The following is a 14,501-nucleotide window of genomic DNA, read 5'->3' on the forward strand; positions in this document are numbered from 1 at the left end:
CACACAAGGAGAAGCACCCCCATGGAGAAGGTCTGCATCATCGGAGCCGGCTGGTCGGGACTTGCCGCCGCCCAGGTTCTGCACGCGCGCGGGATCGATTTCGACTGCTACGAAGCCGGCTCGAAGGTCGGCGGCAACTGGCGTTACCTCAACGACAACGGCATGTCCTCGGGATACCGGTCCCTGCACATCAACACGTCCAAGAAGCTGTCCGAGTACCGCGCGTACCCCATGCCGAAGGACTATCCGCACTACCCCGACCACGTCCAGATCGCGCAGTACCTGGACGACTACGTCGACCACTTCGGCTTCCGCGAGTCGATCGCCTTCCGTACGTCGGTCACCCACGTGGAGCCCGCCGAGGGCGGCGGCTGGACGGTGACCTCGCAGAACCGCGACACCGGGGCCGAGACGACCCGGCACTACGGATCGGTGATCGTCGCCAACGGCCACCACTGGGACCCGCGCGACCCGGAGCCGGCCTTCCCGGGCGCGGACACCTTCACGGGCACCCAGATCCACTCGCACTACTACCGGGTCCCCGACGAGTACGCCGGCAAGCGGGTGCTCGTGCTGGGCTTCGGCAACTCGGCGTCCGACATCGCGGTGGAGACGTCCACGGTCTCCGAGCGCACGTTCCTGTCGATCCGGACCGGTGGCTACGTCTTCCCCAAGTTCATGTTCGGCAAGCCCGGCGACGACATGATCAGCCCGTTCATCACCCGGGTGATGCCGCGCGAGACGCAGCGCTGGGTCATGGCGGCTCTGCTGCGGATGACGATCGGCAAGGTCACGGACTTCGGTCTGCCGGAGCCGGGCCACAAGCTGTTCAACTCCCACCCGACCGTCTCGGAGTCGCTGCTCCCCCGGCTGGGTCACGGCGGTCTCACGGTCAAGCCGAACATCTCGCACTTCGACGGCGACACGGTGCACTTCACCGACGGCAGCAGCGAGGTCATCGACACCGTCATCTACAGCACCGGTTACAAGGTCAGCTTCCCCTTCCTCGACGAGTCCGTGATCGCCCCGACGGACAACGACGTCTCCCTCTTCCACCGTGTGGTCGACCCCCAGCACTCCGGGCTCTACTTCGTGGGTCTCTTCCAGCCCCTGGGCGCGACCACGGTGCTGGCCGAGGCCCAGTCCCACTGGATCGCCGACCTGCTCCAGGGCAAGGCCGCGCTGCCGTCGGTCAAGGAGATGCGCCGGGAGATCACGACGTACAAGGAGAAGCTCGCCAAGCGCTACGTGACGTCCAAGCGGCACACCATGCAGGTGGACCACTACCCCTATCTGGCCGAGCTGCGCGGTGCGCGGCGCAGGGGGGCCAAGCTCGCGAAGAAGTCCGCCGGGTCGATCCCGGCCGACTACCGTCCCGAGGAGGTGTCGATCCGGATCGACGCCGCTCCCGAGGTGGTGTGGGACCTGATCAGCGACGTGACCCGGATGGGCGAGTGGAGTCCCGAGTGCCGTCGCTGCTACTGGCGCGGTGACAAGCGCGGGGTCGGGGCGAAGTTCATCGGTATCAACCGCCGCGGCTGGGTCGCGTGGATCACCTCCAACACGGTCGAGCAGTGGGAGCGGGGCAAGTCCTTCGCCTTCCACACCACGACCAACGGGGTCCGCTGGGGCTACCGCCTCGAGCGGGACGGCCAGGGCGGCACCGTTGTCACCGAGGTGTGGGACGTCTCCGGGCAGAACACCGGGCAGCGCAAGCGCACCGCGTCCTTCGCCAACTCGATGCTCGGCGGTTACGAGAACCACACCGAGGAGCTGCGTGCGGGGATGCGGATGACTCTGGAGCGTGTCAAGGCTGCCGCCGAGCAGAATGGCCGGCCGCTGAGCAGCGTGCCGGACACCGCGCGCCCCGGTGCGCACGTCACGGAAGCGGTGGAGGTGGACACGGCGGCATGACGACGGACGACAATCTGCGCTGTGCCTCCGTCGAGGAGTTCGCCGCCTGGATGGAGGCGCATCACGAGGCGGCCGACGAGGTCTGGCTCGCCCTGCCGAAGAAGGGCACGGACGTCGCCTCTGTCACCCGGTCCGAGGCGCTGGACGTCGCCCTCTGCTACGGCTGGATCGACGGCAAGGCCTTCTCCGGGAACGTGCCGGACGGCTGGTGGGCCCAGCGCTTCTCCCCACGCAAGCGCCGCAGCCCCTGGTCGAAGATCAACTGCGCCAAGGTCGAGAAGCTGATCGCCGCCGGCCGGATGCGGCCCGCGGGGCTCGCGCAGATCGAGCTGGCCAAGGCCGACGGCCGCTGGGCCGCCGCCTACGCTCCGCAGAGCACGGCGGAGGTCCCGCCCGATCTGCGGGCCGCGCTCGACGCGGCACCGGCCGCGGCGGCCGCGTACGAGGCGCTGAGCAGGAGCAACAGGTACCAGATCCTGCTCAACGTGGAGAAGGCGGTGAAGGCGGAGACGCGGGCCCGCAGGATCGCGGGGTACGTCGAACGGCTGGAGGCCGGCGATCCGCCGCACGGGCCCCGGAAGAAGCCGTGATCCCGCTCCGGCCCGAGGTGCTGTCGGCGGCCCCGCCCGGCCCCTTGTCCGCAGCCCCGCCCACCGCCCTGTACGAGGCCCCGCCCACCGCCCTGCCCGCGCAGCGGGCGTCGGAGACGACGCTGTGGCTGGTAGAGGCGGGGCCCTGGGCCGGCTGGGCGGGGCGGCTCGCTCCCCGGGTGCTCGACGCCGGGGAGCTGCGGCGTGCCGAGTCCCTGCGGCGCGAGGCGGACCGGCGGAACTATCTCGTGGCCCATGTGGGCTTGCGGGTGCTGCTCGGCGTACGGCTCGGTCTCGCGCCGGACGCGGTACGGCTGGGGCGCGCGGAGTGCCCGTGCTGCGGCGGGCCGCACGGCCGTCCCGTGGTCGAGGGGGGCGGGGCGCACTTCTCGCTCTCGCACGGCGGGTCGATGGTGCTGGTGGGCCTCGCCCCGGTGCCGCTCGGCGTGGACGTGGAGCGCGTGCCGACGCCCGCGGCCGTCGCGGACACGACGGCGGTCCTGCACCCGGACGAGCGGGCGGAACTGGCCGTACTGGACGAGGAGTCGCGCCCGCCGGCCTTCGCCCGGGCGTGGGCGCGCAAGGAGGCGTACCTCAAGGGCATCGGTACGGGGCTCGGCCGCTCCCCCGCGCTGGACTACCTGGGGACGGGTGTCATACCGGCCGCGGGACCGGACGGCTGGACCGTACGGGATGTGGCCACGCCGGACGATCATGCCGCGGCGGTCGCGCTCGCACCGGAGCTCTGACCAGGGTGATGATCGGCGCCCGGTGTCGAATATCCGCCAAATACCGCTCGCCGCACTACGATTCACCTCGCGAACGGGCTCCGCTGGGGGGTTCGTGAGGGGGGACAACAGTGATCAGAGTCATGCTCGCGGACGACATGCTGATGCTCCGGCGGGCCCTGGTCTCGCTGCTGGAGCTGGAGGACGGCATCGAAGTGGTGGGCGAGGCCGACAACGGGGACCGGGTGCTTCCGGTGGCGTTGGAGACCCGGCCGGACGTGGCGGTACTGGACATCGACATGCCGGGGATCGACGGCATCAGGGCGGCGGAGCTGCTGAGCCGGGAGCTCCCGGAGTGCAGGACGATCATCCTCACCAGTCTGGGCAGGCCGGGGAACCTGCGCCGGGCGCTGGAGGCCAAGGTGTCCGGCTTTCTGCTCAAGGACGCCGACCCGACCCGGCTCGCCGCGGCGATCCACCAGGTGGTCGCCGGAGAGCAGGTCGTGGACCCGCAGCTGGCGCTCGCCACGCTGCAGGCGGGCGGTAGTCCGCTGAGTGCACGCGAGAGCGAGGTCCTGCGGCTGGCCGCGCAGGGGCTCGACGCACCGGAGATCGCGAAGAAGCTGTTCCTGTCCGCGGGGACCGTGCGCAACTACCTGACCACGGTGGTGACCAAGCTCAACGCCCGCAACCGGATGGACGCCGTACGGATCGCCCGGGACGCCGGCTGGCTGTAAGTGGGGGGCGTGTCCCGCGGAGCGGCTCGTTCCGTGGGACACGTCCTAGGCGTCCGTGGCCTCCGGGGCCGGGGCCGCGGTGGGGTCCGGGGTGGGCGGGGCGCCGGCCGGCTGGGTGGGGAGTTCCACGGCGAGTTCGAACCAGCCGTCGTCGCGGACGCGGCTGCTGAGCCGGCCGCCGACCGCCTCGGCGCGGATCGTGAGGCTGCGCAGTCCCACCCCGCCGGTGACGCCTTCCGCGTCCGGGCAGTGTGCGGAGTCCCGGTCGCGCAGACCGTCGTTGGTGATGCGGAGACGGGCGGTGCCGTCGTCGACGCTCGCCTCGATCACGCAGTGCTGGGCCTTGCTGTGCCGCAGCAGGTTGGTCACGCCCTCGCGCAGGACCGTCGCGAGGACGGTGTCCACGGAGCTGTGCAGGGGTTCCTGGGTGACGCGGATGTCGGTACGGATGCCCACGGCGCGCAGCAGGGAGGCCGCGCAGCCGACCTCGCGGTTCAGGTTCATCTGGACGTAGCTGCTCGCCACGGAGCGGACGTCGGTGAGTGCCTGCCGGGCGGTCTGGACGATCTCGGTGATCTCCATCTCGGCGCGCTCCGGCGCCACCCGCACCAGCCGGTGGGCGAGTTCGCACTTGAGCGTGATGGTGGAGAGGCTGAAGCCGAGCAGGTCGTGCAGGTCGCGGGCGAAGCGGAGACGTTCCTGCGTCACGGCGAGCCGGATCAACTCCTCGCGGGCCGCCTGCACTTCGCGAATCAGACCGGAGAGCCGGCTGAGGCCGTACACGACCAGGCCGGTGAGGACGGTGGCCACGGTGTTGTAGGCGAGCTGGCCCACTCCGTACCCCACGGCGAACTGCACGACGCCGGTCGCGACGATGACGGCGGCGAAGGCCGTCCAGGCCAGCGCCGACCTCAGGACGAGCAGCGAGGAGGCGGCGAGGAAGCCGGGCATGCCCAGCCAGGCGGCGCCGAACAGGGCGAACGGGGCGAAGGTGAGCACCGCTTGGAGCGCTAAGGTCGCCCTCCGGAAGCGGGCGGCCGCCGGTATCCAGTCCGGGAAGGAGTGGCTGAGCTGGAGAAAGAGCAGCATCAGCATCAGGACGCCGCAGAGGGCGAGTTCTCCCGCCCCGAATCCGCCGCCCACGGCGTAGGTCAGGGCGACGGCGAAGAAGCAGAGAATGACGACGATGGTGATGGTGCCGGCGACGCGCGGCGCCAAGTCACCTCCTTCGGTGGACCGATGGGCATATGCGTCTGAATCTGCGGTGTTGGACCATCGCACAAGGGCCCCCTACTCGACTGTGTTTTCGCACGGAGTGTGCAGCATAGGCTGAGTAGGTTACGTACTGGGAGGTATCTCCGGTCGCGGACCTCTCGCGGCGGGGCCGGCGAAGAAACCGAGGCCCCCGTGTTCGGCGGACGCGCCCCCCGTGGGCAGCGCGGCCAGGACGAACTCGCCGACGCCCGACTCCGCGCGCCAGTCGAGGCCGAAGGCACGGGCCGAGGTCGCGGTGTCGCCGAACGCCAGGGCGCACGGCCCGATCCCCATCGCCGTGGACACCAGGTACAGCGTCTGCTGCAGCGCCCCCACCTCCTTGAGCAGCACGCTGTACGCGCTCCCCGGGAAGGCGGCGCTCATCCGCCGGAAACGCGCCGTCATGCTGATCAGGACCGGCGGCTCCTCGCTCAGCCCCGCGTTCGCGCCCGCCTCTCCCAACAGCGCGTCCACCAGGGCGGGGTCGGTGCGGAGCGGGAAGAGCGTATGGCCGTCCGGGTCGTAGTGGTAGGCCCCGCGCGGCAGTTCGGCGGAGCCGGCCACGGTGACGTACAGCTCCAGCGGGTAGACCGAGCCGGCGCTCGGGTACGGCCGTCCGGCCGCCGGCCTGGCCCGGGCGGAGCGGTACAGCAGCTCCCCCAACTGGGCTACGGACAGCGGAAGTCCGCCGTCCGTGCGGACCGAGCGGCGGGATTCGAGCACGGTGGTCAGGCGCGGGTCGCGGGCGAGCACCAGGTCGAGGTCGGGCACCGGCAGCGCGACGGGCACGCCGTCGGGTGACGGGTGTTCCCTCGCGGCGGTACCGGTCTTCCCTCCGCCGGGGCCGAGCGGCTCGTCGTGCAGGCCCGGCCTGCTGCGGTTGTGCAGCATCAGCTCGCGCGGTGACCAGTGCTCCAGTACGGGATCCCGGTCCTCGGCGAAGGTGACGCGGTGCGGACCGGCCGCTGCCGCCGGTCCGGCACCGGCACGCACGCCGGACACCAGCATGCCGGACGCCTCCAGATAGCCGACCGCCGTCCGCACGACGTCCACGGGGACGTCGAGGAGCCGCGCGGTGTCGAGGACCGAGGTGGGGCGTACGTAGCAGCTGACCAGCCACATGGCCTGCGGGGTGTGCAGCAGCACCCGATGGGCACTCAGCGGCGATTCGAGGATCATGTCCTGGGCGCCGACGCGCAGGGTGGCGAACCGGGACAGCCGGTGGACGGTGTCCACCGGGGGCATCCGCGGGGCGAAGCGGGCCTCGCGCACGATCGGCACGACCGACAGCTGTGCGGTGCCGTCGGACAGGGCGAGCGTACGGATCACGGCGTGCCGCACCGATTCCAGGGTGGCGCGGAGTGCGGCGCGGCGCGGGTCGCCGGGGTGGGAGCCGGCGTCGCTGAAGCCGGGCAGCACGTTGTCCAGCGACACCGGGCCGTACGTCATGCGCTCCAGGGCGCGGGAGATCACCGGGTCGGTCATCGGCAGCCGGATCTCGTCCCAGCGGGTGTTGACCAGTCCGGTCCCGGGATCGTCCGCCGCTGTCTCCACCGTCGTGTCCTCGCGGAGCGACCACAGTTCGATCAGTCGGGTTTCCCGCGGGGCGGGTGGGGCGGATGACTTCATGGCCGGGACCTCACGGATGGCGCGACGGGGTGTTACAGGAAGAGGGGGACCGGGTTGAGGTCCTCGTAGCGGGTGGGGGTGGCAAGGCGGCCCAGGCGTACCGGTACGTCGTACAGGCGGCCGGGGGCGAAGCGGGTCCAGAAGGTGCGCAGTCCGGGCACGATCACCTTGACGACGGGCAGACCTATGTCGGCCCGGGTCTGGTCGAGGACCAGGAGTTCGCTGCCGAGGCCCCGGGCGAGCGCCTCGCACGCGGCCACGTCGTCGGCCAGGTCGGCGCGCGGCGTGTACGGGAAGTCTGCGGGGGTGCGGTCCGGTCCGGACGGGAGCAGATAGGGCCGGTTCGCGGTGGTGGCGGAGCGCCACCAGTTGAGTGCGGCGGGGTCGTCGCAGGTGTAGCCGGCGCCGTCCGGGGTGACGTTGACGACGGGCGGCAGCATCTGGTTGACCTCCGCCACGGCTCTGCGCAGCGCCACGCGTGGGTCGAAGTGGGCGCCGAACCCGAGGGTGATGTCCTCGGCCGGTTTGTCGGTGCGCCGGGAGAGCGCGGCGAAGACGGGGACGCCGAGGTCGCTGGTGAGGTCGAGGACCCAGAGCTCGCGGTCCAGGTCGGCGTGCGCGGCCCGGGTCTTGTCGATCCAGGGGTCGCCGAAGGAGGAGAGGTCGACGCCGGGCTGCCGGGTGCGGTTGTACCACCACAGGGCCACGGCGTCGCGTTCGACGAGCTCCAGGAAGCCCTGGACGATGGCGTCCTCGCGGGAGCTGCCGGCCGCCGTGCCGTTGGAGTGGGCGGAGAAGAAGCCGGTGGGGCAGGGCGCGTCGTAGTAGAGCATCGAGGTGGGCAGCAGCCGGTGGCGGTCCGCGGTCAGCGACCAGACCGGGGTCCAGTCGACGGGGGTGTTCTCGTCGAAGGGCGCGCAGACCCGGTGCGCCGGGGCGTGCTCGGCGTTCCAGGTCGCCCGGTCGGGGAACTGGCGGGGGTGGAACAGCTGGACCGTGTCCGGGTGGACGGCGCGGTCGGCGACCTCGCGGTAGGTGGCGCGCAGGGTGGGTTCGTCGCCCTGCCGGTAACCGCAGTGGCGTTCGACGGCCTCGCACAGGGCGCTGACCCGGGCCTGCAGCGGGGTGGTGCCCTTGCCCGAGCTGTGGCTGCGCAGCCCGGCGCGGACGGCGGCGAGTCCGGTGGGCGAGGTGGCCGGGTTGTGGCCGGAGTGGAAGCAGTTGAGGAAGCCGGGGTCGCGGCGGTCGCGGCGGACCTCCTTGACCACGCCGGTGAGCTCGTCGACCAGGTGGCCGTAGGTCTCCAGCATCTCCTCGGGGGTGAGGGACCGCTCGCCGGTGCCGGTGCCGGACTTGGGGCGGCTGACCGGCCGGACCGGTGCCCAGATGCGCCGGGCGGTCACCTCGGGGTCGCCGCAGGAGGGGCACTGGGGGCGCCGGCGTACCGGATGGTGACGGCCGGCCAGGGTGAGGGTGTCCATCGTCCAGAGGGTGTTCTGGCCGGAGTGGCGGTGTCCCGCCATCCACTTGACGGCTTCGAGGCAGGCCAGGTGGAGTCCGACGGCGCGCCCCGCGGCCAGACCGGAGGGCGGCACGCTGACGGGGCGTCCCAGGGCCCGGCCGAGGTAGGTCTCGGCGGGGCGGTTGCGGCGCAGGGGTTCGGCCAGGCAGTGCCAGCACGGCCCGTCGTCCGGCTGGAACACCGGGCCGATCCAGGGCTGTTCGCCGGTCAGCCGGACCGGCAGCCAGGGGGTGCCACTGGCGCGGTACGTGGCGTCGAGCTCGGCGAGCGCGGGGTCGAGGTAGCTGTCGCAGAGGACCACGGCCAGACCGGGGGGTTCGGTGTCCGTGCCGGAGCGGTGGATGCGCAGGCCGGCCGCCGCCAGTGCGGCGAGCAGTTCCTCGGTGCCGGCGCCCGCCTCCGTGCCGCGGCCGAGGCCGGCGACAGCGGCGCTGCCGGTGCGGCGGGCGGCTTCGCCGCCGTCCACGCCCGCCAGTTCCCAGAACGCCTCGCCCGAGCCGGCGGTGATGGTGTCCGGCGCCCGGTGGGCGAGCAGGCCGGAGCCGAGGAGCCGGGTGACGACCTGGCGTACCTGGTCGGCGGGGAGGGAGCCGTCGGCGTCGGCGATCAGGCGGTCGAGGGTGCGGGTGCCGTCGAGCAGAGGGGCGAGAGTGGTGACGCAGGAGCCTCGCAGCGCGGTCACTCCGCGCTCGGATATGAGGAACACGCCCTCCCCGGGGACGACCTCGGCCTTCAGATGAGGCTTGAATCCGAGTCCGGTCGTGGTGCCCTGGCGGTGTGCCACCGTGTTTCCCCCTGTCTGGTGTGCGGCCTGCGGTCGGTGAGGTGCGTCTTCTGCGTACGGACGGGGAGGGCTGCTACTCCGCGAGCGAGTCGCCCATCCAGCAGATGCAGGTGCCGGGCTGGTACTGCTCGGTGGCCATGGCGCCGAAGTCCTCGATGACCAGCTCCTCGGTGACCGGGGTGACGGTGGCGGCGGTGGCGACGGTGAGGTTCATGTCGGCCCTTCCTGGAGTCGTTGACCTGCTGACGGGGAAGAGTCTGCTGGGTGCCGGGAAGGGCCGACAGTGCCTGTGTCACCGGGCCGACATGAAGTTCTCATGGTCATCTCGCGATGGCGTCACACCCCTTCCGCGGCGGCCGGCGCGTCCGCCATCGCGGCGGTCAGGGTGCTGCCGTCGGACGGGTCGATGAGCAGGAACGACCCGGTGCGCCGGAAGTCCGCGTAGCCGTCAAGCGCGAGCGGCTCGGCGGTGCGGACGACGATCCGCCCGATGTCGTTCACGCCGAGGCTGTCGGGGCCCGGACGTTCGGAGAGGTCCTGGAGGTCGAGCTTCGAGGTGATCTCCACGACCACCGCCCGCACGGTGCGGGTGGTGTGCCGCAGCAGGACCTGCCGGCCCGCGTGGAGCGGCTGCTCGCCGAGGTGGCAGACGGTGGCGGTGAGCCGCTTGACGGCGCGGGGCGCGGCGGCGGCCGGGGCCAGCAGGTCGCCCCGGGCGATGTCGAGTTCGTCGGTCAGGCGCACGGTCACCGACTGGGGCGCCCAGGCGGTGTCGGTGCCGGTGCCGTCCAGGGTGTCGATGGCCTCGATGGTGCTGACCGCACCGGACGGCAGGGCCGTGACCCGGTCGCCGACCCGCAGCACCCCGGAGGTGATCTGGCCCGCGTAGCCGCGGTAGTCGCGGTGGGCGGCGGTGTGCGGCCTGATGACGTACTGGACGGGCAGCCGGGCGGACTCGGTGCGGGGATCGGCGCCCACCGGGACCGACTCCAGGTGTTCGAGCACCGTGGGCCCCGCGTACCAGTCCATGCGCTCCGAGGGGCGTACGACGTTGTCGCCGGCCAGGGCCGAGATCGGGATGGCGGTCACCCGCTCGACGCCGAGGGCGGCGGCGCACTCGGAGAACGTGGCGGCGGTACGGGCGAACACCTCCTCCGAGCAGTCCACCAGGTCCATCTTGTTGACCACGAGGGTGACATGGCGGATGCGCAGCAGGGCGGCCACGGCGAGGTGGCGGCGGGTCTGCTCCACGACGCCGTTGCGGGCGTCGACGAGGACCAGGGCGAGGTCGGCCGTGGAGGCGCCGGTGACCATGTTGCGGGTGTACTGCACATGGCCGGGGGTGTCGGCGAGGATGAACCGGCGGCGGGCGGTGGCGAAGTAGCGGTAGGCCACGTCGATGGTGATGCCCTGCTCGCGCTCGGCCCGCAGTCCGTCGGTGAGGAGCGCCAGGTCGGGCGCCTCCTGGCCGCGGGAGCGGGAGGCGTGTTCGACGGCCTCCAGCTGGTCGGCGAGGACCGACTTGGAGTCGTGCAGGAGGCGTCCCACGAGGGTGGACTTGCCGTCGTCCACGGAGCCGGCGGTGGCGAACCGCAGGGTGTCCACGGTGGTGGGCAGACCGGCTGCGTGCGACCCGGCGGTGTGCGGACCGGTGGCGTACGGCGCGGTGTTCGGTGCTTCGGTGAGGTTCACGGCTAGAAGTACCCTTCGCGTTTGCGGTCTTCCATGGCGGCTTCCGAGAGCTTGTCGTCGGCGCGGGTGGCGCCGCGTTCGGTGAGCCGGGAGGCGGCGATCTCGGCGATCACCGACTCGACGGTGGCGGCGGTGGACTCCACCGCGCCGGTGCAGGACATGTCGCCGACCGTGCGGTAGCGGACCAGCCGGGTCTCCAGCTGCTCGTCGGCGCGCGGGCCTCCCCAGTCGCCGGGGGCGAGCCACATGCCGTTGCGGGCGAAGACCTCGCGGTGGTGGGCGTAGTAGATCTCCGGCAGGGCGATGTTCTCGCGCTGGATGTACTGCCAGACGTCGAGCTCGGTCCAGTTGGACAGCGGGAAGACGCGGACGTGTTCGCCGGGGGCGTGGCGGCCGTTGTACAGCGACCACAGTTCGGGGCGCTGGCGGCGGGGGTCCCAGGCGCCGAACTCGTCGCGGAGCGAGAACACCCGCTCCTTGGCGCGGGCCTTCTCCTCGTCGCGCCGGCCGCCGCCGAACACCGCGTCGTAGCGGCCGGTGGTGATGGCGTCGAGCAGCGGGACGGTCTGCAGCGGGTTACGGGTCCCGTCCGGGCGCTCGCGCAGCCGGCCGTCGTCGATGAAGTCCTGGACGCGGGCGACGTGCAGCCGCAGGCCGTGTTCGGCGACCACGCGGTCGCGGTAGTCGAGGACCTCGGGGAAGTTGTGCCCGGTGTCGACGTGCAGCAGGGAGAAGGGCAGCGGCGCCGGCGCGAAGGCCTTGAGCGCCAGGTGGAGCATGACGATCGAGTCCTTGCCGCCGGAGAAGAGGATCACCGGCCGCTCGAACTCGCCCGCCACCTCACGGAAGATGTGGACGGCCTCGGACTCGACGGCGTCGAGGTGGGAGAGCCCGTAGGCGTCGCCGGTCCGGACGGCGGGCAGCGACGGGGCGTCGAACGGGGGGACGGTCGTCGGGGCGGTCGAGGGAACGGTCGTGGTGACGGTCGTGGCGGTCATGCGGCACTCCTCTCCTTCTCGTCCGCACCGGCGAGGAGCCCCCGCCGGGTGAGCAGGTCGAGCAGCTCCTGCGCGGACTCGGCGACGCTCTGGGTGTGCGAGGCGATCCTCAGGTCGGGTGCGGACGGCTCCTCGTAGGGGTCGTCGACGCCGGTCAGGCCGCTGATCTCGCCGGCCGCCTGCCGGGCGTACAGGCCCTTGACGTCACGCCGGGCGCACACCGACAGCGGGGCGGCGACATGGACCTCCAGGAAGGGGGTGCCGCTCTCCCGGTGCCAGGAGCGCACCGTGTCGCGGGACTCCGCGTAGGGGGCGATCACCGGGACCAGGACGGTGACGCCGTTGCGGGCGAGCACCTGGGCGACCCGGCCGATGCGTTCGACGTTGTTGTTCCGGTCGGCCCGGGAGAAACCGAGGCCGGCCGAGAACGTCCGGCGCAGCTCGTCGCCGTCGAGGACCTCCACGCGCCGGCCCTGGGCGCGCAGCAGTTCGGCGGTGGCGTACGCGAGGGTGGTCTTCCCGGCGCTGGGCAGACCGGTCAGCCAAAGGGTCGAGCCGGGGTAGCAGGTGCAGTGGACGACGGGGGCCGCGAGGTCGTGCCCGGGGGCGGCCGTCAGGACGGTCACATCAAGCTCCATTCTCGGACCGCGGCGGCCAGCAGGCGCTGGGCCCGCCGGAACTCGTCCGCGTGCAGGTGTTCGTCAGGGGTGTGGTCGAGCTTGGCGTCACCGGGGCCGTAGGCGACCATGGGGATGCCGTGCCAGGTGGTGGCGAGCGTGTTCATGTCGCTGCTGCCCTTTTTCATGAGGTATCGGGGCGTCACTCCCGCCTCGGCGAAGGCCCGTTGGAATGCCTTGACCAGCGGGCTGGTGCGGCGGGTGGCGACTCCGGGGGTGGCCCGCAGGACGTCGATCCGCACCGGTTCGATCGCGAGCGCGCGCAGCGCGTCCACGGTCTCGTCCACGTCGAGGCCTGGCGGTACGCGGACGTCCACCACGGCCTCGCCGACCTGGGCGTCGCCCTGGTTGAGGGCCCGTACGCCGAGCACGGCGGTCAGCGCGTCCCGATGGAGTCCGGCCACCGTCCCGGGGACCTTGGCGAGCACCTCGACCATCCGGTCGCCCGCGGTGCGGACGCCCTCGCCGGCCGTGTGGCCGGTGGGCTCCTCCACGGCGTACCGGACCTTGACCAGGCCGTAGTAGCCGAGGGTGAGCGCCTCCGCGCCGCTGGGCTCGCCCACGATCACCGCGTCGGCCGGGTAGGCGTCGCGGACGTGGAAGGCACCGGCGCCGGTGATCTCCTCCTCCACGGCGCCGACCACCCGCACCTCGACCCCCTCGGGCGGGTCGAAGTCGGCCAGGGTCTGGAGGTAGGTCACCAGACTGCCCTTGGCGTCCACGGAGCCGCGCCCGGACAGCACCTCGCCGTCCCAGCGGACGGGCCAGCGGTGCGGGACGGTGTCCAGGTGACCGAGCATCAGCAGCCGCCGGGAGCCCGCCCCCTTGGTGGCGACCAGGTTGTTCGCGGCGTCGACCTCCGCCTTGATGCCGTGCTCCGCGCACCATTCGGCGAGGAACTCGGCGATCTCCCGCTCGTCGCGTGAGACGGAGGACAGCTCCACCGCGCGGGAGAGCAGGTCGAGGTCGGGGGCGGGGGCGGGGGCCCGCCAGAACCAGGTGGCGCCGGCCGCGGACAGCGTGTGCGGCCCGGTGATGGCGGTGTCGGAGGTGCCCTTGAGGGCGATCTCGGCCGCCCTGACCTTCTGGCGCATCCGGCCCTTGGCGTAGCGCCGGCCCTCGCCCTCGGTGAGGTGACGGAGGCTGCTGGTGGGGTCGGCCGGGTCGGTGAGCAGTCCGGCGGTGCCGGTGACGAGCCGCAGATGGTCGGCGTCCAGGGCGCGGGCGGCCTCGGCGGCGAGCACGTCGGCGTCCACGTTGAGCGCCGTACCGCCGTCGGCGTCGGCGACCGGCGGGGAGAGACAGACGACGTCGAAGGTGGCCAGCAGGCCGGTGAGCCGGGGGACGTCCACGGAGCTGACGGTGCCCGCGCGGTGGTCGCGGATCAGCCGCGTCCTGCCGTCCTCCTGCACCCGCAGCGGACCGTTGACGGTGGCCTTGACGAGCGCGCCGGTGCGGGCGACCGCCGCGAAGACGGACAGTCCGCGCCTGGTCAGCTCCTCCTCCACGAGGGGCAGGGTGACCTCCTCGTACGCGGCGACGATGTGCCGCATCTCCTCCGGGGGGCAGTAGCGGATCTCGTCGCCGTTGCGGGAGACGAGGGTGCGGATCTCGCGGCCGGTGCGCCGGTAGTGCTCGCGGATGCCGGCCGCTCCCCCGGCGATGACGAGCAGGCGCGCGCCGCGCCGGTTGAGTTCGAGCAGTTCGTCGAAGACCTGAGTGTGGAGCAAGGTGGCGCTGCCCAGCTTGACCACGTAGAGCGCGGCCTCGCGTGAGCTGGCGACTTCCCCGAGGGCTGGCATGTACGGAACTCCTTCGGCTGATGAGAGGGCGGACGGTGCTGTCCGGGGCGGACGGGGCTGCCCGGTGCTGACGGTGTGGCGGTGCGGCCGGGCCGGCGGGCGATCCACGGGCCGGTAGGCCGACGGGCGGGCGGTCACACGAGCCGGCCTGGAGGTCGGGCGCCACGGGCCGGC

12 protein-coding genes are annotated in these 14,501 nt (G+C 72.3%); 4 read left to right on the plus strand and 8 right to left on the minus strand.

Annotated features, from left to right (window positions below; genetic code table 11):
* Positions 1-21 precede the first annotated feature (21 nt).
* From ABZ939_RS07540 to ABZ939_RS07555, 4 genes are all read left to right on the plus strand, one after another.
* Positions 22-1,914, plus strand: coding sequence for an NAD(P)-binding domain-containing protein (locus ABZ939_RS07540; protein ID WP_361850349.1), 1,893 nt, complete (start codon positions 22-24; stop codon positions 1,912-1,914).
* On the plus strand, positions 1,911-2,504 hold the full coding sequence (locus ABZ939_RS07545; protein ID WP_361850351.1) for a YdeI/OmpD-associated family protein: 594 nt from the start codon (positions 1,911-1,913) through the stop codon (positions 2,502-2,504). The genes ABZ939_RS07540 and ABZ939_RS07545 overlap by 4 nt, the downstream gene beginning before the upstream one ends.
* Positions 2,501-3,253 (plus strand): 4'-phosphopantetheinyl transferase superfamily protein, encoded by a 753-nt coding sequence (locus ABZ939_RS07550; protein ID WP_361850354.1) that lies wholly within the window; start codon positions 2,501-2,503, stop codon positions 3,251-3,253. The genes ABZ939_RS07545 and ABZ939_RS07550 overlap by 4 nt, the downstream gene beginning before the upstream one ends.
* 110 nt (positions 3,254-3,363) lie before the next feature.
* Entirely contained in the window at positions 3,364-3,969 is a 606-nt protein-coding gene (locus ABZ939_RS07555; RefSeq protein ID WP_361850356.1) for a response regulator transcription factor, read from the plus strand.
* Positions 3,970-4,014: 45 nt separating this feature from the next.
* Here the strand turns inward: ABZ939_RS07555 and ABZ939_RS07560 are convergent, their stop codons facing one another.
* From ABZ939_RS07560 to ABZ939_RS07595, 8 genes are all read right to left on the minus strand, one after another.
* Positions 4,015-5,187, minus strand: coding sequence for a histidine kinase (locus ABZ939_RS07560; protein ID WP_361850358.1), 1,173 nt, complete (start codon positions 5,185-5,187; stop codon positions 4,015-4,017).
* Positions 5,188-5,307: 120 nt separating this feature from the next.
* A complete protein-coding gene (locus ABZ939_RS07565) occupies positions 5,308-6,852 on the minus strand; it encodes a SagB family peptide dehydrogenase (protein ID WP_361850360.1) in 1,545 nt (514 codons plus the stop codon).
* Positions 6,853-6,884: 32 nt separating this feature from the next.
* The gene (locus ABZ939_RS07570; RefSeq protein ID WP_361850362.1) at positions 6,885-9,158 is read right to left on the minus strand and encodes a TOMM precursor leader peptide-binding protein; all 2,274 of its coding nucleotides are present in this window, start codon (positions 9,156-9,158) and stop codon (positions 6,885-6,887) included.
* Between the two features lie 73 nt (positions 9,159-9,231).
* The gene (locus ABZ939_RS07575; protein ID WP_361850364.1) at positions 9,232-9,372 is read right to left on the minus strand and encodes a hypothetical protein; all 141 of its coding nucleotides are present in this window, start codon (positions 9,370-9,372) and stop codon (positions 9,232-9,234) included.
* A gap of 122 nt (positions 9,373-9,494) precedes the next feature.
* Positions 9,495-10,775: a GTP-binding protein gene (locus ABZ939_RS07580; RefSeq protein WP_361850710.1), complete on the minus strand. Its 1,281-nt coding sequence runs from the start codon at positions 10,773-10,775 to the stop codon at positions 9,495-9,497.
* Positions 10,776-10,852: 77 nt separating this feature from the next.
* Positions 10,853-11,848 carry a sulfate adenylyltransferase subunit CysD gene (gene cysD / locus ABZ939_RS07585; RefSeq protein ID WP_361850366.1) on the minus strand — a complete coding sequence of 332 codons (996 nt, stop codon included), beginning with the start codon at positions 11,846-11,848 and terminating at the stop codon, positions 10,853-10,855.
* Positions 11,845-12,465, minus strand: a complete 621-nt coding sequence (gene cysC / locus ABZ939_RS07590) for an adenylyl-sulfate kinase (RefSeq protein WP_361850712.1) — start codon at positions 12,463-12,465, stop codon at positions 11,845-11,847. The genes cysD and cysC overlap by 4 nt, the downstream gene beginning before the upstream one ends.
* A gap of 5 nt (positions 12,466-12,470) precedes the next feature.
* Complete coding sequence (locus ABZ939_RS07595) at positions 12,471-14,327, minus strand: M20/M25/M40 family metallo-hydrolase (RefSeq protein ID WP_361850368.1); 1,857 nt, start codon at positions 14,325-14,327, stop codon at positions 12,471-12,473.
* Positions 14,328-14,501 lie beyond the last annotated feature (174 nt).

It is taken from the genome of Streptomyces sp. NPDC046712 (assembly GCF_040645695.1).
Lineage (GTDB): Bacteria > Actinomycetota > Actinomycetes > Streptomycetales > Streptomycetaceae > Streptomyces.

Excerpts from the sequence above, each read along its gene's own strand:
- ABZ939_RS07540 (WP_361850349.1), top strand. The coding sequence starts at position 22 with ATGGAGAAGGTCTGCATCATCGGAGCCGGCTGGTCGGGACTTGCCGCC.
- ABZ939_RS07545 (WP_361850351.1), top strand. The coding sequence starts at position 1,911 with ATGACGACGGACGACAATCTGCGCTGTGCCTCCGTCGAGGAGTTCGCC.
- ABZ939_RS07565 (WP_361850360.1), bottom strand. The coding sequence starts at position 6,852 with ATGAAGTCATCCGCCCCACCCGCCCCGCGGGAAACCCGACTGATCGAA.
- ABZ939_RS07575 (WP_361850364.1), bottom strand. The coding sequence starts at position 9,372 with ATGAACCTCACCGTCGCCACCGCCGCCACCGTCACCCCGGTCACCGAG.
- cysD (WP_361850366.1), bottom strand. The coding sequence starts at position 11,848 with ATGACCGCCACGACCGTCACCACGACCGTTCCCTCGACCGCCCCGACG.
- ABZ939_RS07595 (WP_361850368.1), bottom strand. The coding sequence starts at position 14,327 with ATGCCAGCCCTCGGGGAAGTCGCCAGCTCACGCGAGGCCGCGCTCTAC.